General features: G+C 61.7%; 16 protein-coding genes (1 of these 16 only partly in view). 2 read left to right on the forward strand and 14 right to left on the reverse strand.

Translation table 11 applies throughout. The features are described from left to right. Window positions 1-13: 13 nt before the first annotated feature. The 4 genes from LOY53_RS00600 to LOY53_RS00615 all read right to left on the reverse strand — a co-directional run bounded on the left by LOY53_RS00600 (window position 14) and on the right by LOY53_RS00615 (window position 5,487). Window positions 14-1,420, reverse strand: a complete 1,407-nt coding sequence (locus tag LOY53_RS00600) for a pitrilysin family protein (RefSeq protein WP_258703474.1) — start codon at window positions 1,418-1,420, stop codon at window positions 14-16. Between the two features lie 30 nt (window positions 1,421-1,450). After that, window positions 1,451-3,109, reverse strand: a complete 1,659-nt coding sequence (locus LOY53_RS00605) for a Na/Pi cotransporter family protein (RefSeq protein WP_252826362.1) — start codon at window positions 3,107-3,109, stop codon at window positions 1,451-1,453. Between the two features lie 226 nt (window positions 3,110-3,335). Then, window positions 3,336-4,106, reverse strand: coding sequence for a TerC family protein (locus LOY53_RS00610; protein WP_027591953.1), 771 nt, complete (start codon window positions 4,104-4,106; stop codon window positions 3,336-3,338). 73 nt (window positions 4,107-4,179) lie between these two features. Beyond that, the gene (locus LOY53_RS00615; RefSeq protein WP_027591952.1) at window positions 4,180-5,487 is read right to left on the reverse strand and encodes a CitMHS family transporter; all 1,308 of its coding nucleotides are present in this window, start codon (window positions 5,485-5,487) and stop codon (window positions 4,180-4,182) included. Window positions 5,488-5,754: 267 nt separating this feature from the next. Between LOY53_RS00615 and LOY53_RS00620 the strand changes: the two genes are divergently transcribed. Then, window positions 5,755-6,156 carry a GFA family protein gene (locus LOY53_RS00620; RefSeq protein ID WP_252826363.1) on the forward strand — a complete coding sequence of 134 codons (402 nt, stop codon included), beginning with the start codon at window positions 5,755-5,757 and terminating at the stop codon, window positions 6,154-6,156. A gap of 61 nt (window positions 6,157-6,217) precedes the next feature. On the opposite strand, the gene LOY53_RS00625 is transcribed toward LOY53_RS00620, so the two are convergent. From LOY53_RS00625 to LOY53_RS00670, 10 genes are all read right to left on the reverse strand, one after another. Beyond that, window positions 6,218-8,173 carry a DUF4105 domain-containing protein gene (locus LOY53_RS00625; protein ID WP_252826364.1) on the reverse strand — a complete coding sequence of 652 codons (1,956 nt, stop codon included), beginning with the start codon at window positions 8,171-8,173 and terminating at the stop codon, window positions 6,218-6,220. Continuing rightward, a complete protein-coding gene (locus LOY53_RS00630) occupies window positions 8,170-8,490 on the reverse strand; it encodes a DUF2388 domain-containing protein (RefSeq protein ID WP_027591949.1) in 321 nt (106 codons plus the stop codon). Before LOY53_RS00630 ends, LOY53_RS00625 begins: the two co-directional genes overlap by 4 nt. A gap of 36 nt (window positions 8,491-8,526) precedes the next feature. Further along, window positions 8,527-8,832, reverse strand: coding sequence for a DUF2388 domain-containing protein (locus tag LOY53_RS00635; protein ID WP_252826365.1), 306 nt, complete (start codon window positions 8,830-8,832; stop codon window positions 8,527-8,529). An 85-nt stretch (window positions 8,833-8,917) separates the two neighbouring features. Then, window positions 8,918-9,235, reverse strand: a complete 318-nt coding sequence (locus LOY53_RS00640) for a DUF2388 domain-containing protein (protein WP_027591947.1) — start codon at window positions 9,233-9,235, stop codon at window positions 8,918-8,920. Window positions 9,236-9,530: 295 nt separating this feature from the next. Continuing rightward, window positions 9,531-9,746 (reverse strand): DUF1127 domain-containing protein, encoded by a 216-nt coding sequence (locus LOY53_RS00645; RefSeq protein ID WP_012269957.1) that lies wholly within the window; start codon window positions 9,744-9,746, stop codon window positions 9,531-9,533. A 408-nt stretch (window positions 9,747-10,154) separates the two neighbouring features. After that, window positions 10,155-11,648, reverse strand: a complete 1,494-nt coding sequence (locus LOY53_RS00650) for an acetyl-CoA hydrolase/transferase family protein (protein ID WP_027591946.1) — start codon at window positions 11,646-11,648, stop codon at window positions 10,155-10,157. Window positions 11,649-11,835: 187 nt separating this feature from the next. Next, on the reverse strand, window positions 11,836-13,272 hold the full coding sequence (locus tag LOY53_RS00655) for an NAD(P)(+) transhydrogenase (Re/Si-specific) subunit beta (RefSeq protein ID WP_027591945.1): 1,437 nt from the start codon (window positions 13,270-13,272) through the stop codon (window positions 11,836-11,838). A 2-nt stretch (window positions 13,273-13,274) separates the two neighbouring features. Next, window positions 13,275-13,589, reverse strand: coding sequence for an NAD(P) transhydrogenase subunit alpha (locus tag LOY53_RS00660; RefSeq protein WP_027591944.1), 315 nt, complete (start codon window positions 13,587-13,589; stop codon window positions 13,275-13,277). 12 nt (window positions 13,590-13,601) lie between these two features. Next, entirely contained in the window at window positions 13,602-14,723 is a 1,122-nt protein-coding gene (locus LOY53_RS00665) for a Re/Si-specific NAD(P)(+) transhydrogenase subunit alpha (RefSeq protein ID WP_027591943.1), read from the reverse strand. 428 nt (window positions 14,724-15,151) lie between these two features. Continuing rightward, a complete protein-coding gene (locus tag LOY53_RS00670) occupies window positions 15,152-16,054 on the reverse strand; it encodes a LysR family transcriptional regulator (protein WP_258703475.1) in 903 nt (300 codons plus the stop codon). Between the two features lie 162 nt (window positions 16,055-16,216). Between LOY53_RS00670 and LOY53_RS00675 the strand changes: the two genes are divergently transcribed. Beyond that, window positions 16,217-17,144, forward strand: the 5' portion of a protein-coding gene (locus LOY53_RS00675; protein ID WP_027591941.1) for an acyl-CoA dehydrogenase. 254 nt of this gene lie beyond the right edge of the window; the window shows 928 of its 1,182 coding nt (coding positions 1-928); the start codon lies at window positions 16,217-16,219; its stop codon lies beyond the right edge, outside the window.

Here is a 17,144-nt window from a genome sequence, read left to right on the forward strand (position 1 = left end):
GGATACCGCCGAATCACTTCTGCCGTGTAGCACCGCTCGGTGGTTGCGGGGTTTGCCGGCGCCAGCGCAGCAACCCTGCCGCCAGGATCAGCCCCAGCAGCAGAGCGATCAGCCCGTACAGCTCGTCATAACCCAGCAGCGGTTTCTCGATGCGCAGGTAACCCGGGTCCTTGAGCAATTCCTTCAGCGCCTCATTGGCCTGTGCCAGGCTGACCTGGCGCAACTTGCGCACCGGGTTGGCAAAGCGGCCGTCGGTGTAGTCGTTCAACGCGCCCCAGTAATAGTCGGCCAAGGCACTGTTGCCTTGGGTGCTCCAGCTTTCCCGGGCAACGCTGGCGTCCTTGATGCGGGCGAAGGTGTCCGGGTCGAGGCCTTCCTTGCGCAGGTGGTCGAACAAGCCCTGCATCACCTTGACCGCCTTGTCGATGTCGTCGCGTTCCAGGTCGGCGTTAAGGCTGAGCATGCCACTGTCGCCGAAGCTTTCGCGCTGCACCGATGGGCCGTAGGACAGCCCATTGCGCAGGCGCAACTGGTCGTACAGTGCCCATTCCAGGTAGCGTGACAGCAGGTCGAGGGTCGGCTGGTGGTCGTTGTCCAGCACCGGCTCGATGAACAGCCAATGCAACTTGACGCTGTCACCCAGCCAGCCGCGGGTCAGGTCGCGGCGTTGTTCGGCCTGCTGGCTGATGCTCTCGAGGTTGCGGCGCTCTTCCGGCTCGGTGGCAGGCAGCTCGCCAAAGGTCCGCTCCAGGTAGGCCGGCAGCAGGCGGTCGAGGCCGCCGACCAGGATCAGGGTCATGTTGTTGGCGGCGTACCAGCGGTCGCGCAGGGCCTGCACCTGTTCCAGGGTCATGTCGTCGATGTTCGAGCGCTCGGCGCACTTGAGGCCCAATTCGGTGGCCAACTGGTCACTGGCGGGGTGGCCGATGTCCTGACGGTCGAGCCAGCGCTGCAGGTGGCCATAGTGGCCGCCATCTTCGCGCTCGATGATCCTTTTCGCCGTGGCCAGGGCCTTGGCGTCGATTGGGGTGTCGCGGATTATCGCCAGCAGCAGGTCGAGGACTTTGCGCTGGTTGCGCGCTGGCGCTTCGATCACGAAGGTGGTATCGGCGCTGCTGGTGTAGGCATTCCACTCGCCGCCCAGGGCTTGCAGGCGCTCTTCCAAGCCGCCCTCGCCCGTTTCGTCGATGCCGCTGAACAGCAAGTGCTCGAGCAAGTGCGGCAGCTCTTTCTGCTCGCAGTCGAAGTCATCCAGGCCGACCCCCACCACCAGGCGGATGGCCACGTGGTCACGTTCGTAACCGTTCTTGAGGATGACCTGCAGCCCGTTGGGCAGCAGGTAGCCTTCAACCCGCGAGCGGTCGAGGGCGAGCGTGGGCAGGCTGCAGATCAGTAGGCAAACGAACATCAGGCAACGCATGGGCGAGCTTGGATCTCCTGGTTGGCGAAATCACGGCAAGCGGGCTTCGTCCGGCACGCTGTCGAGCATTAGCCCGCCCGTGTCCGAGCCACCGAGTACCACATAGGCACTGCTGCAGAACAAAGAGTTCAACCGCTTCATGTCTGCGATCAGCTCCAAGTGTAGCGAACTGGTCTCGATACTTTGCACCACCTTGCGTTGCAGGCGGCTGACATGGGCGTGGGCAAGGCGCCGTTCCTGTGCACGAAACCGGCGTTTTTCACGCAGCAACAGCTGCGCACTCTCGGGGTCGGCGCTGAGGAATACTGACAGGCCTAGGCGCAGATTCGACAGCAACTGCTCCTGCAGGCCGGTCAATTCCTCCAGGCCGACCTGGGAAAACTCGCGGCGCTGGCTGGTTTTCTGCTGCTGGACCTTGCGCAGCATGCGTTCGACCAGGTCGCAGGCCAGTTTAAGGTTGATCGCCAACTCGATGATTTCGGCCCAGCGCCGGTTATCGCGCTCGCTGAGGTCCTCCCGCGTCATCTGCGCCAGGTACAGTTTGATGGCGCTGTACAGGGCCTCGGCGTCCTCGGCCAAGGCGCGGACCTGCTGTGGCAGGGCGGTTTGCGTGCCGCGCAAGGCCCCAAGCATGGCTTCGAGCAGGCTGTCGACGATGTCGCCCAGGCGCAGGGTTTCGCGGGCGGCGTTGGCCAGTGCCAGGCTGGGCGTTTCCAGCGCTGAGGCATCAAGGTGGCGCGGGCGTACTTGGCCATTGCCGTTTTCGCGTTCGGGCAGCAAGAAGTTGCACAGCCGGCCCATGGGTTTGACGGTTGGCAGCATGAGCAGGCAGCGCAGGGTGTTGTAGAGCAGGTGGAACCCGATCACTAGCTCCTGAGGGCTGAAGCTCAAGGTGTCCATCCACTCCACCAGTGGGTGCAGCACCGGAATGATCAGCAACAGGCCGAACAGCTTGTACAGCAAGCTGCCCAGCGCGACGCGCCGCCCGGCGGCGTTCTGCATGCTGGTGCTGATGAAGGCCAGCAAGCCGCTGCCGATGTTGGCACCCACCACCAGGCCGATGGCCACCGGCAGGCTGATCACTTCAGCGCCGGCCAGGGTCGCGGTGAGCAACACCGCCGCCAGGCTGGAATAGGAGATCATGGCGAACAGCGCGCCGACCAAGGCGTCGAGCAAGATGTCCCCGGTCAACGACGCGAACAGGACTTTCACCCCTTGGGCATGGGTGATGGGCGCAGCGGCCTGCACGATCAGCTCCAGGGCCAGGATGATCAAGCCAAGGCCAATCCCTACCCGCCCCAGCTGGCCGACGCGGGTTTGTTTGCGCGAGAGGAAGAAGATCACACCCAGGAAAATCAGCAGGGGCGACAGCCACGACAGGTCGAAGGTCAGCACCCGGGCCATGAGCGCGGTACCGACATCGGCGCCAAGCATGATCGCCAAGGCCGGTGTCATGGCCATCAGGCCTTGGCCGACGAAGGATGTGACCAGCATCGCGGTGGCGTTGCTGCTCTGCACCATGGCGGTGACCAAAATCCCGGCGATGAACGCCAGGGGGCGTTTGTTCATGTTCTGGCTGATGATGCGGCGCAGGTCGGAGCCGAAAACCCGGAGGATGCCGGTACGCACGATGTGTGTGCCCCAGACCAATAGCGTCACGGCCGAGAGCAGGTTGAGCAGGGTCAGCATGGCGAAGCCCCCTGTTGCCAATGGCCCATGTGGACCAATAAGTGGAGCGTGGGCGTTTTGTAAAATTTCAGTGCCCACTCAAAGCTTTAGTTGTTTTGTGCAGCGCTTGCCAGCTTCGCATGGCTGTCGGCGATTTGAAACAACCGGTCATGAATGATTGCCCTGCTGGCCGGCAGGCACAAAAAAGGGCCCCGAAGGGCCCTTGCTTGAAACGCGCTTCCTGGGTTTATTGACCCGGAATGTCCTTGCGCAGTTTCACCGGATCATGCTCTTTGCCATCTTTGCGCGACAGGGCGGTGCGCATACGGATGTTGATCGCTTCGACCGCCAGCGAGAACGCCATGGCGAAGTAGACGTAGCCTTTTGGCACATGCACGTCGAACGATTCGGCGATCAACACGGTACCGACCACGATCAGGAACGACAGCGCGAGCATCTTCAGCGAAGGGTGCTTGTCGATGAAGTTACTGATGGCACCGGCGCACAGCATCATCACCAGCACGGCGACGACGATCGCGGCGATCATTACCGGCACGTGGGAGACCATGCCCACAGCGGTGATCACCGAGTCCAGCGAGAACACGATGTCGATGATGGCGATCTGGATGATGGTGTAGAAGAACTTGCCACCCGCGCCTTTCGGTTCGTCCGAGCTTTCGTCTTCGCCTTCCAGGCCGTGGTAGATCTCCTGGGAGCTCTTCCACAACAGGAACAGGCCGCCGAAGAACAGGATCAGGTCGCGGCCGGAAATGCCTTGGCCGAAGACCACGAACAAATCGGCGGTCAGGCGCATGACCCAGGTGATCGACAGCAACAGCATGATACGCGTGACCATGGCCAGGGCCAGGCCGAAGATCCGGGTACGTGGCTGCATGTGCTTGGGCATGCGGCTGACCAGGATCGAGATCATGATGATGTTGTCGATCCCGAGAACGATCTCAAGCGCGGTGAGGGTGAAAAAGGCAACCCAGATTTCCGGGCTGGTCAGCCATTCCATGTGTATTCCTTCGAACGGTAAAGGCGACGCGCCCCAATTTAGGGCGCACCGCGGGAGGGGTAATACGTGTTTATTAAAGACTACTGAACAGCGGGAAAATCCCCATCAGCAGCGCGGCGAGCATTATGCACAGGCACACCAGAACTGCCCACTTCAGGGTGAAGCGCTGGTGGTCACCGAACTCGATGCCGGCCAGGGCCACCAGCAGGTAGGTGGAGGGTACCAAGGGGCTGAGCAGATGTACCGGCTGGCCGACGATCGACGCGCGGGCCATCTCGACCGGGCTGATGCCGTAGTGGCTGGCTGCCTCGGCAAGTACCGGCAACACGCCGTAGTAGAAGGCGTCGTTGGACATGAAGAACGTGAACGGCATGCTCACGATCGCGGTGATCACCGCCAGGTACGGGCCCAGGGCCTCGGGGATGACCGCCAGCAGGCTCTTGGACATGGCATCGACCATGCCGGTGCCGGACAGGATGCCGGTGAAAATACCGGCGGCGAAGATCAGCCCGGTTACCGCCAGAACGCTGCCGGCGTGGGCGGCAATGCGGTCTTTTTGCTGCTGCAGGCAGGGGTAATTGACGATCATGGCGATGCTGAAGGCGATCATGAACAGCACCGGCAGTGGCAGCACGCCTGCGATCAGGGCAACCATCAGGGCCGCCGTCAGGGCACCGTTGAAGTACAGCAGTTTCGGCCGACGCGCTTCCGGGAACTGCGACACGGTGATTTCGCTGTGGTCGATGTCGTCGGTCGGCAGGTGCAGTTCGCCCAGGCGGGCACGTTCACGCTTGCCGTACAGATAGGCAATGGCCAGGATCGCCAGTACGCCGAACAGCATGGCTGGGATCATGGGCACGAAAATGTCCGACGGGTCCACGTGCAGTGCGCTGGCGGCGCGTGCGGTCGGGCCACCCCAGGGGGTCATGTTCATCACCCCGCCGGCCAGGATGATCAGGCCGGCCATGATCCGCGGGCTCATGCCCAAGCGGCTGTACATGGGCAGCATGGCGGCGCAGCAGATCATGTAGGTGGTGGCGCCGTCACCGTCGAGCGAGACCACCAGGGCCAGCACGGCGGTGCCGACCGAGACTTTCAGCGGGTCGCCTTTGACCAGCTTGAGGATCTTGCGCACGGCCGGGTCGAACAGGCCGGAGTCGATCATCAGGGCAAAGTAGAGGATGGCGAACATCAACATCACGCCGGTTGGCGCGAGCTTGCTGATGCCCTCGAGCATCATGGGGCCGATCTTGGCGGAGAAACCGCCGAACAGGGCGAACAGGATCGGTACCAGGATCAGCGCGATCAAGGCCGACAGGCGCTTGGTCATGATCAGGTACATGAAGGTGATGACCATGGCAAAGCCGAGGAAGGTCAGCATGGCAATACTCCAGGCGTGGCGCGGCGAAAGGACAGTCGATTCGGGCGGATCAGCGCGTCAGGCGCTGTGCAGGGAGCATGCGGAGGGGGACGACATGAAGGCGGGCACAGGAATACATCAGAATCACCATTGTTGTTGTTGATTGGGCCGGGCGCGGAAGATTCCGGGTACCCTGGCTGACCGGTCTTGTGCCGGTAGTGGGCGCTATCCTAAGAGGGCAAGCTTTCAGCCAGCTTTCGCTGTGACAAAGGCGACGGGAGGTAGGTGATGCAGAATGTGACCGAAGGTGGCTGCCACTGTGGTGGCTTGCGGTATCGGCTGGAGGGCGCGCTGACAGATGTCGCCCACTGCCATTGTTCGATCTGTCGGCGCGTCAGTGGCGGGCTGGTGGTGACTTGGCTGACGGTGCCGCGTTCCGCATTCCAATGGCTGACGGGCGAGCCGAGCTGCTATGTGGCGCCGGCCAGTTGCAGCCGGTATTTTTGCGGGCAGTGTGGGGCGCATGTGGCATTGGTCACTTCGCACAGCCCGGACAGCATCGATGTGACGGTGGCGACGCTGGACCACCCGGAGCGGGTGCGGGCCAACCGGCATATCTGGACGGGTAGCCGGTTGCCTTGGTTGCACCTGGATGAGGATCTGCCTGGGGAGGTTGGGGAAAGCCTGTAGGTCATCTGTTAGGTCACATGGCCTTCGCGGGCTTGCCGCGATGAGGCCGGTGCTGTGATGACTACAACTGCAACCCGCCTGCGGCCTTGTGCAGCGTTCGCAGATGCTCACCCACCTGCTTCACGTTGGTCTCGATCGCCGCAATCTCCTTGGCCCGCGAGGGGTCCAGCAGCGCCCTCACCTCTTTGTCCAAGTCGGTGCTCAGGCGCAGCAACTGGGCTTGCCGCTCGCTGCTGACTTTCTCCAGGTGCTTGCGCTCATCGGGCTGCGGTAGACCATAGCCTTTTGCGTCCAGCAGTTCTGCCGGGCGGCTGAGGAAGCCGCTGTTGGCGAGCATCTGCTGCAGCGTCTGGTTGGCCTTGTCGATGCTGCCATCCTTCAGCGCCGCCGCGTTCAGGTAGCGCTGCTTGACCTCGTCCTGGGCCAGCAACAGCTGGCGGCGCAGGCTGGCCTGCTCGAGCAGCAGCAAGGCAGCGCTGGTGCGCAGATCGGCCTGGGCGAACCAGCCGCGGCGCTGTTCGGCATCCAGGGCCAGCCAGTCCTCGACCTTGTCCTGCTTGATCGGCAGCTGCTTTTTCAGCACGTCGAACATGGCTTGGTAGCGGTCACGGTAGGAGTCGAAGCGGTAACCCAGGCGCAGGGCTTCGCGGGGGTCATCGAGCACACGGGTATCGGCAATGCCCCGCCCTTTGAGCACTTCCAGCAGGCCGTTGGGCATGATGCTGTCGAGGTCGTTCAGGCGCGGGTTGGCGGTGCCACTGCGTAGCAGTTTCAGCGATTCGACCGCGCAATTGTTGGACAGGAAGTAGTAATTGCCGTCGTAGCTCCAGTGCATTTCCGCCGCCTGGCGCACCAGGTTCTCGACTTCCTGGCGGTCGAGCTTGAGGGGGATCGACGCCAGGCTGCGCAGCTCGGTCTTGGTGTACTCGTCGATGACCTGGCCCAACGGCAACACGAACAGCCGCGATGGATAAGCGCCGACCAGGCCGTCCCAGCTGGACAACTGCACATCGTTGACGAAGGCGCGGTACGACAGCACCAGGTGCTGGTCGAGGTCCAGGCGGCAATCCGGGCCGCGCGGTCGCCCAGGTTTGCAGATGACCAGGCGCAGCATGCTGTGGCCCCAGCGGCTGACCCAGTTTTGATTGGCCTCGGCCAGCAGGTAGTCGACTTCATAAACGCGTTCGGGGTCGATTTCGCCCAGTGGCTGGCGAGCGAAGTCGCTGCCCGCGTTGAGGAATGGCAAGCCCTTGGCGCAGCTATCTTGTGCGGGTGCCCAGCCGAAGTGGTCGCGCAGGTACTGGTTCAAGGCGGGGCGCCGGCAGGCATAGCTCGGGTCGAGGAGGAAGTACTCCATGTTGACCGCAATGAATTCCTTGGGGCTGCTCAGCTCATAGGTGTCTGGGCTGCGCACGAACTGGCCGTTGTGCTGCTCGCGCTCACCGCGGCGGCCGACATATTGCTGCCAGCCAGCAAGGTCGAGCAGGCGTGGGTCATCGCTCAAGGTGAAGCGCCGTTCGGCCTGGCCGCGGCACGCCTCTGGCAAGCCGATTTTGCCCACAGTGCCCTGCTGGCGCTTGCAACGGGCGATCAGCGAGCGCTCGGAGGACGGCCACAACCGGGCCCGGTCGTAAATATGGGTCAGTTCATGCAGGACAGTCGCCAGCAGCTCTTCGCGCACGGTGCCGTGTGGGCGGTGGGTGCGTTCGCGGGCGGCGCTGCCATCGACCAGCCCGGGCAGTAGGCGGCTGTTGAGCTCCAAGGTAGAAACCAGCGACGCCTGGCCATAGGCGTCGGCGGGCATGCGCGCAGTCCAGCTGACCTGCACACGCCGGTCCAGTTGCTGCTTGAAGCGCGGCGGCAGCTTGCCCAGAGCTTCGTCGAGCAGTGCCTGGCTGGCTTGGCGTTGTTGAGGGTCGAGGCCGGAAGCCTGCAGCTCAAGCTGCAGGTCGGCCAGGGCGGGTGTGCCGAGCAGCGTCAGGGCGCAGCCGAGCAGCCAGGCACGCACCTGGTTCACAGCGCGAGAATGGCTTCAGCCAGGACTTGGTCGCTGGCGCCTCGCGCTTCAGGCAGGCGCTCGCGCAGGGTATTGAATGCAGCTTCAAGCTGAGCGCCACGGATATCACCGTTGCTGGCGACAAAGCTGGCGGCATCGTCGTGCGCTTCACGCACGACTTTGGAATCACGGATCGAGGTGGTGGTGTCGGACGTGAAATCGATCGAACGGCCAAAGGCACGCACGATGATGTTGCTGGTGGCCACCAGCGTCTGTGCCTGGGCCAGGTCGGCCAGCAGCAGCATGCCGAGGGTAGCGGCAATCAGCGGTTTACGCATGGAGCATCTCCGAAAAATACAGGGAGTCAGGTGTAGTCATTGGACGAGAATTGCCTGCGCCAGTTCCAGGTCGCCGACAGCCTGTGCGGCACCGTGCTGGCGCAGCGAGGCGAACGCCGCTTCCAGGCGCGCACCGAGGATCAGGCCATCGCTGGCGACGAATGCCGCAGCATCGTCACGGGCCTGGCTGACCAGCTTGCGGTCGAACGGCGCGGTGGTGACTTGGCTGGTGACATAGCCTGTGATGACCAGGCTTTGCGTGGTGGTGTCCAACGCATGGGCAGGTGCCATGCTCAGGGGAATGCCAACGGCGACAAACAACAACGGCAACAGATAACGCATGGGCTTCTGACGGCTGGGAACGAGGGGGTGAAGACACTGCGGCTGTTTGGGCGAGCACCCGTACAGCCGCAGGGCTCAGTGCAGGTCAGATGGCCAGGATGGCCTGTGCCAGCTGTGCGTCGCTAGCCTGCAGGGTCGGCATTTGCGCGCGAATGTGCAGGAAGGCGCTTTCCAGCTTGGCGCCACGAATGTCGCCTTGGCTGCCAACGAAGCTGGCGGCATCGTCACGGGCGGCTTGGACGATCTTGTCGTCGCGGAACGACGACGATACGTCGGAGGTGGCGTCGGTGGATGCAGCGACAGCGCCCACGACTGCGTCAGTGGTGACGACGAAGCTGGTGGCGCTGGCGGTGCCGGCCAGGCTCAGCATCAGGGCGGCGCCAATCAGGTGTTTAAGGGACATGATCGTGGACTCCTAGGGAATTCTGCTAATCGGACGCTCGCACTGTGCGCCTCGGTACTTTTCAACATCTGGTTTCTACCAGACTGTTAAGCGAAGCGTATCACGCGTCGATGTTTCTGGATGTTAATGAACAGCCCTTCCTAGTACTGTACTGGTGTTTTTTTGATTAATACGAAACTGTACCTATATGGCTGTGAGCCGCTCTGGCACGTGGCTTACAAACAAAAAACCCGCTGCAGTCGCCTGCAACGGGTTTGGGAATTCGCGGTGCCGGGCGTAGCCGGCAAGCCGGAGCTTAGCGCCAGAAAGGCTTGCTCAGCTCTTCGTAACGCTGCGACTCGCTGATACCGGCGTCGGCCAGCAGGCGGGAGTCCAGGCGAGCCAGTTGACGACGGCTGGCCATGCGACGCTGCCACAGCAGCAGGGTGGACAGGGCACGCAGAGGCATCGAAGCGTTGGATTGTTGGGCGTTGCTTTCAAAAACCAGACCGGAACTGAGTGTACGTTCCATGATGTTTCATCCTTCCGCTTATGGCGGGATTAGGTAGTGATTTAACTGATGCCAATGATCCTCCTCTCTTGTCCATAACAGTAGATACAGTTCTGCGGCATTACGATGGTTCAGTTAACTGTGTAATCCTACTGTTGCACTCGAAATAGGCGCAACTGTACTGGTCTGCACTTATATGGTGCAAAATGCTCGGGAATGAGAGGTGGTCAGCAGAGGGTAAGCTCATAATACCAGTACAGTAGTACAGTTTATGTAGCTTGATTGGCCGTCGTTTCGAGTGAGGGGTTTGACTGTACCGGCCCTATAGCCGGCAAGCCGCCTTTAACCGATACGGCGCTGATGACGAATCGCGCGTGTACCGGTTGAAGGCGGCTTGTTTGCAGCGGTGTAACGACAAGCGTGTGGGAATCAGCTGGCGAGCATACGCCCGGTCTCTTCCAGGTTTTCGTGCCAGCTCAACGCTTCGCGCAGAATGTGCGGCGTATGGCCACCGCGCTGGCAGGCCCGATCGAAATAGTCGTTCAGCGCTGCGCGGTAATCCGGGTGCACACAGTTGTCGATGATCGCCCGGGCACGCTCACGTGGCGCCAGGCCGCGCAAGTCTGCAAGCCCCTGCTCGGTGACCAGGATGTCGACGTCGTGCTCGGTGTGGTCGACGTGGCTGACCATCGGCACCACGCTGGAAATCGCGCCACCCTTGGCAATCGACTTGGTGACGAACACGGCCAGGTGCGCGTTACGGGCGAAATCGCCAGAGCCACCGATGCCGTTCATCATCCGCGTGCCGCACACGTGGGTGGAGTTGACGTTACCGTAGATGTCGAACTCCAGCGCGGTGTTGATACCAATGATGCCCAGGCGACGGACCACCTCAGGGTGGTTGGAGATCTCCTGTGGGCGCAGCACCAGCTTGTCCTTGTAGCGCTCCAGGTTGCCGAACACATCGGCATTGCGACGGGTCGACAGGGTGATCGAGCTGCCCGAGGCGAAGCTCAGCTTGCCGGCGTCGATCAGGTCGAAGGTCGAGTCCTGCAGTACTTCGGAGTACATGGTCAGGTCTTCGAACGGCGAATCGATCAAGCCGCACATCACCGCGTTGGCGATGCTGCCGATACCGGCCTGCAGTGGGCCGAGTTTGTTGGTCATGCGGCCAGCGTCGACTTCCTTCTTGAGGAAGTTGATCAGGTGGTCGGCGATGCCCTGGGTTTCGTCGTCCGGCGGCAATACAGTGGACGGCGAGTCCGGCTGGTCGCTGATGACGATACCGACGATCTTGGCCGGGTCGATCGGGATGGCGGTGCTGCCGATGCGATCATCGACTTTGACCAGCGGGATCGGTGTGCGGGTTGGGCGGTAGGTCGGGATATAGATGTCGTGCAGGCCTTCGAGGTTGGCGTTGTGCGACAGGTTGATCTCGACGATCACTTGCTTGGCGAAGATCGCGAAGCTGGCCGAGTTGCCTACCGAGGTGGTCGGCACGATATGGCCTTGTTCGGTGATGGCCACGGCTTCGATGACGGCGATGTCCGGCAGCTTGAGCTGCTGGTTGCGCAATTGCTCGACGGTTTCCGACAGGTGCTGGTCGATGAACATCACCTGGCCGTCGTTGATGGCCTTGCGCAGGGTGCTGTCGACCTGGAAGGGCATGCGGCGAGCCAGCACGCCGGCCTCGGTCAGCTGCTTGTCCAGGTCATTGCCCAGGCTGGCGCCGGTCATCAGGCTGATTTTCAGCGGCGACTGCTTGGCACGTTCGGCCAGGGCATGGGGTACGGCCTTGGCTTCGCCGGCGCGGGTGAAGCCGCTCATGCCGACGGTCATGCCGTCCTCGATCAGACCAGCGGCATCAGCCGCACTCATTACCTTGCTGTGCAGGGAGGACAAGCGGATACGATCACGGTACATGGATTGTTATCTCAGGCTACTGAAGCTACTGGAGCGCAGTCTAGAGATTTCGCCGGTTGCCGTCCCACGACCATGGTCGTATGAGGAGCCCGGAAGTAGAGCCGTTGATCTGGATCAGGCAAATGTAAAAGCCCCGCCGATTTCTCGGCGGGGCTTCTTATAGAGCGCACGGTTTGCAGCCCGTGGCTTACTCCACGGCTTTGACCATATCCTCGATTACCTTCTTGGCGTCACCGAATACCATCATGGTCTTGTCCAGGTAGAACAGTTCGTTGTCCAGGCCTGCATAGCCGCTGGCCATGGAGCGCTTGTTGACGATGATGGTCTTGGCCTTGAACGCTTCCAGGATCGGCATGCCGGCAATCGGTGACTTGGGATCGTTTTTCGCTGCTGGGTTGACCACGTCGTTGGCACCCAACACCAGTACCACGTCGGCCTGGCCGAACTCGGCGTTGATGTCGTCCATCTCGAACACCTGGTCGTACGGCACTTCGGCTTCGGCCAGCAACACGTTCATGTGCCCCGGCATGCGGCCTGCCACCGGGTGGATCGCGTACTTCACGGTCACGCCGTTGTGGGTCAGCTTCTCGGTAAGCTCCTTCAGCGCGTGCTGGGCACGGGCGACTGCCAGTCCGTAACCCGGCACGATGATCACCGTGTCGGCATTGCTGAGCAGGAAGGTAGCGTCATCGGCCGAACCTGATTTTACCGGGCGAGCTTCCTGGGTGCCTGCGGGCCCACCGGCATCGGTCGCGCCGCCGAAGCCGCCGAGGATGACATTGAAGAACGAACGGTTCATCGCCTTGCACATGATGTACGAGAGGATCGCACCGCTCGAGCCGACCAGCGAGCCGGCGATGATCAGCATCGAGTTGTTCAGCGAGAAGCCGATACCCGCCGCTGCCCAGCCCGAATAGCTGTTGAGCATCGACACCACCACCGGCATGTCCGCGCCACCGATCGGAATAATGATCAGCACGCCCATGATGAAGGCCAGAACCAGCATCAGGGTAAAGGCACTGTAGTGGCCGGTGAAGGTGAACAGCAGGCCCAGGGCGATGGTGGTCAGGCCCAGGATCAGGTTCAGCTTGTGCTGGCCGGCGAACTGTACCGGTGCGCCTTGGAACAGGCGGAACTTGTACTTGCCCGACAGCTTGCCGAAGGCGATCACGGAACCAGAGAAGGTGATGGCACCAATTGCCGCGCCGAGGAACAGCTCCAGGCGGTTACCCGTCGGGATCGGGTCGCTGATGCTGGCGACGATGCCCATCGACTGCGGCTCCAGCACGGCGGCAATGGCGATGAACACCGCGGCCAGGCCGATCATGCTGTGCATGAAAGCGACCAGTTCCGGCATCTTGGTCATCTCGACCCGCTTGGCCATGATCGAACCCGCGGTACCACCGACCAGCAGGCCGACGATCACGTAGCCGATACCGGCCGTTGCCAGTTCTGCACCCAGCTTATAAATGAGGCCAACCGTGGTGACGATTGCCAAGCCCATGCCGATCATGCCGAACAGGTTGCCGCGGCGTGATGTGGTTGGGTGCGAAAGGCCCTTGAGCGCCTGGATGAAGCAGATCGAGGCGACCAGGTAGAGAAGCGTTACCAGATTCATGCTCATGCTTACTTCTTCGCCTCGTTCTTGGCTTTCTTCTTGAACATCTCAAGCATGCGACGGGTGACCAGGAAGCCACCGAACACGTTGACCGCCGCCAAGGCCACGGCCAGCGTGCCCATCAGCTTGCCGGCGGGCGTTACGGTCAGCGCCGCCGCCAGCATGGCACCGACGATGACGATGGCCGAGATGGCGTTGGTGACCGCCATCAGCGGCGTGTGCAGCGCTGGGGTGACGTTCCACACCACGTGGTAGCCCACATAGATGGCCAGCACGAAAATGATCAGGTTGTAGATGCCATGGGAAATCAGCATGTCTTCCATTTGTCGTGCTCCTTAGCCGTTCTTGCGGACGACTTGCCCATCGCGGCACATGAGGCAGGCCGCAACGATGTCGTCTTCGAGGTTGATGACCAGCGCGTTGTCCTTGTCGAACAACAGCTTCATGAAGTCCAGCAGGTTGCGTGCATACAGCGCCGATGCATCGGCCCCCACCTGGGCCGGCAGGTTGGTCGGGCCGACGATGGTCACGCCGTTTTCCTGCACCACTTGGTCGGCGACGGTGAGCGGGCAGTTACCGCCTTGGGCGGCCGCCAGGTCGATGACCACCGACCCGGGCTTCATCTGCGCGACGGTTTCGGCGCTGAGCAGGGTCGGCGCCTTGCGGCCAGGGATCAGTGCGGTGGTGATGACGATGTCGGCCTGCTTGGCGCGTTCGTGGACAGCCTGGGCCTGGCGCTGCATCCAGCTGGCCGGCATTGGCCGCGCATAGCCACCAACGCCCTCGGCGCACTCACGTTCCTCATCGGTTTCGTAAGGCACGTCGATGAACTTGGCGCCCAGCGATTCGATCTGCTCTTTGACGGCGGGGCGTACATCCGACGCCTCGATCACGGCACCCATGCGCTTGGCGGTAGCAATGGCCTGCAGGCCTGCAACGCCTGCACCAAGGATCAGCACGCGGGCAGCCTTCACGGTACCGGCGGCCGTCATCAGCATGGGCATGAAGCGAGGGTAGTAGTGCGCTGCCAGCAGCACCGCCTTGTAACCGGCGATGTTGGCCTGGGACGACAGCACATCGAGGCTTTGTGCCCGCGAGGTACGCGGCGCTGCTTCGAGGGCGAAGGCGGTGATGCCGCGCTCGGCCATCTTGCCGATCAGTTCACTGTTGAACGGGTTGAGCATGCCCACCAGCAGGCTGCCGCTATTGATCAGCGCCATCTCCTGGTCGTTGGGCGCGACTACTTTAAGTACCAGTTGCGCGCCGTAGGCATCGGCGGCGGTACCCAGGGAGGCACCCACAGCCTCATAGGCACTGTCCGGAATGCTGGCGTTTAGCCCTGCCCCCCGTTGGACGGTGACCTGATGGCCCTGGGCAACCAGTTTTTTGATGGTTTCAGGGGTCGCGGCGACCCTTGTCTCACCCGTCTGCGTCTCGAGAGGAACACCAATGTGCACGACTATGTCTCCTGCGGTGACCTTTTGTCTTTGTTGAAGCCAGCGTACTTCGGGTGGTGCGCTGGTGCGGTCCAACCCGCCGAATCCTAGGCGGGCCAGGCATTTTGCAGATGAACCCAAGGGGCTTCAACCGGTTCTGGAGCGAAACGAAGTTAAAACTACAAGTCACCCTGTGACCGTATGTCGCAAGCCTTCGGTTGCAGCCCGTCAAACATGGGCCATTGGGAGATTAGGAGATAAAACTAAAAAAAATTGCGGTATTTCGCTTACGGTTCGCTCAATGTCGCAATTTGAGCCTGAAAGCCGCGCAGTCAGCAGGGTTAAACGGGATTTTCAGGCTTGCATAACAGTTTTCGAATATGCGACAAATACATATATCTGTAGGTGTTTAAAATAATTGACTACGAAGTCAGGTTGTTTGGCGGAAGCTACGCAGAGGCGGTGGTGTAGGCCTGCGCTTGTGCTACCAGCCAGTCCCGGAAAGCCCGCAGCGAGGCAGACTCCACTTTGCGTTCGGGAATCATCAGATAGTAGGCCTTGTCACTGCTCAGGGCATGCCTGTTAGCGACCACCAACCTACCCTCCTGCAACTCCCGCTGGATCAGAAAGGGGGGGATCAGTGCGACCCCCATTTCGTGCATCGCTGCCTGCGCGAGCATCGAGAATAGTTCATAGCGCGGGCCTGTCATGTCGCGCTCCACGTTCATGCCCAGGCCGCCGAACCATTGCCGCCAGGCATAGGGGCGTGTGGTCTGCTGCAGCAATGGCAGTTGCGCAATGCGGCGGGCGTCGAGCATGCCCTGCCCGTCCAGCAAGGCCGGGCTGCAGACGGGGATAGGGTTCTCGCCCATCAGCCGGTGCGACTGGGTGCCGGACCAGTCGGCATCGCCGAAATAGATGGCTGCATCAAAGGCTGTGTCGGCAAACAGAAATGGCCGGGTGCGGTTGGTCAGGTTGACGGTGACGTCGGGGTGGCGCTGCTGGAAGTCCTTGAGCCTGGGGAGCAGCCATTGGGTGCCGAAGGTGGGTACCACGGCCAGTTCGATCACATTGGCGCCCTGCTGGCGCATGACCGACAAGGTATCGCGCTCTACTGCATCCAGTTGCGCGGCAACCTGGCGGCTATAGGACAGGCCGGCTTCAGTCAGCTTCACCCCGCGCCTTGAGCGGCGAAACAGTTCCACATTAAGGAAGGCCTCCAGGCCGCCGATCTGCCGACAAACGGCGCCCTGGGTCAGCGCTAGTTCTTGCGCGGCCTTGGTGAAGCTCTCGTTGCGCGCCGCCGCCTCGAAACAGACCAGGGCGGCAGTGCTGGGGATCTTGCGGCGCATGTACGTCAACCTCACTTGTAAGGCTGTCAATGTGGCGTTTTGCTGATTTACGAAGTGACAAATTATCACTAATCCGTGCGCAATCCTCGTTTGTCCCGACGGCCGATCAGGCCTAGGCTCAAGGGCACAAGAATTTGCTCTCTCTTTTCGAGGATTTCGCTCATGGCCGGTAAAGCAAGCTTCAACTGGATCGATCCGCTGCTGCTCGATCAGCAGCTCACTGAAGAAGAGCGCATGGTGCGTGACAGCGCTTATCAGTTCGCCCAGGACAAGTTGGCGCCGCGCGTGCTTGAAGCCTTCCGCCATGAGCAGACCGACCCGGCGATCTTCCGCGAGATGGGTGAAATCGGCTTGCTGGGTGCAACCATCCCCGAACAGTACGGCGGCAGCGGCCTTAATTATGTGTGTTACGGGCTGATCGCTCGCGAGGTCGAGCGGATCGACTCTGGCTATCGCTCGATGATGAGTGTGCAGTCTTCCCTCGTGATGGTACCGATCAATGAGTTCGGCACCGAGGCGCAGAAGCAGAAGTACCTGCCCAAGCTCGCCACAGGTGAGTGGATCGGCTGCTTCGGCCTGACCGAGCCTAACCACGGCTCCGACCCGGGCTCGATGATCACCCGGGCCAGAAAGGTGGACGGCGGCTACCGCCTGACCGGCAGCAAGATGTGGATCACCAACAGCCCGATCGCCGATGTGTTCGTGGTGTGGGGCAAGGATGACGCTGGCGATATCCGCGGCTTCGTGCTGGAAAAGGGCTGGGAAGGCCTCAGCGCCCCGGCGATCCACGGCAAGGTGGGCCTGCGTGCTTCGATCACAGGCGAGATCGTGATGGACAACGTGTTCGTGCCTGAGGAGAACATCTTCCCGGACGTGCGGGGCCTGAAGGGCCCGTTCACCTGCCTGAACTCGGCACGCTATGGCATCTCCTGGGGGGCGTTGGGCGCCGCCGAGGCCTGCTGGCATACCGCGCGCCAATACACCCTGGATCGTCAGCAGTTCGGCCGCCCGCTGGCAGCCAATCAGTTGATCCAGAAAAAGCTGGCCGACATGCAGACCGAGATCACCCTGGCGCTGCAGGGCTGCCTGC

It is taken from the genome of Pseudomonas sp. B21-031 (assembly GCF_024748985.1).
GTDB lineage: Bacteria > Pseudomonadota > Gammaproteobacteria > Pseudomonadales > Pseudomonadaceae > Aquipseudomonas > Aquipseudomonas kermanshahensis.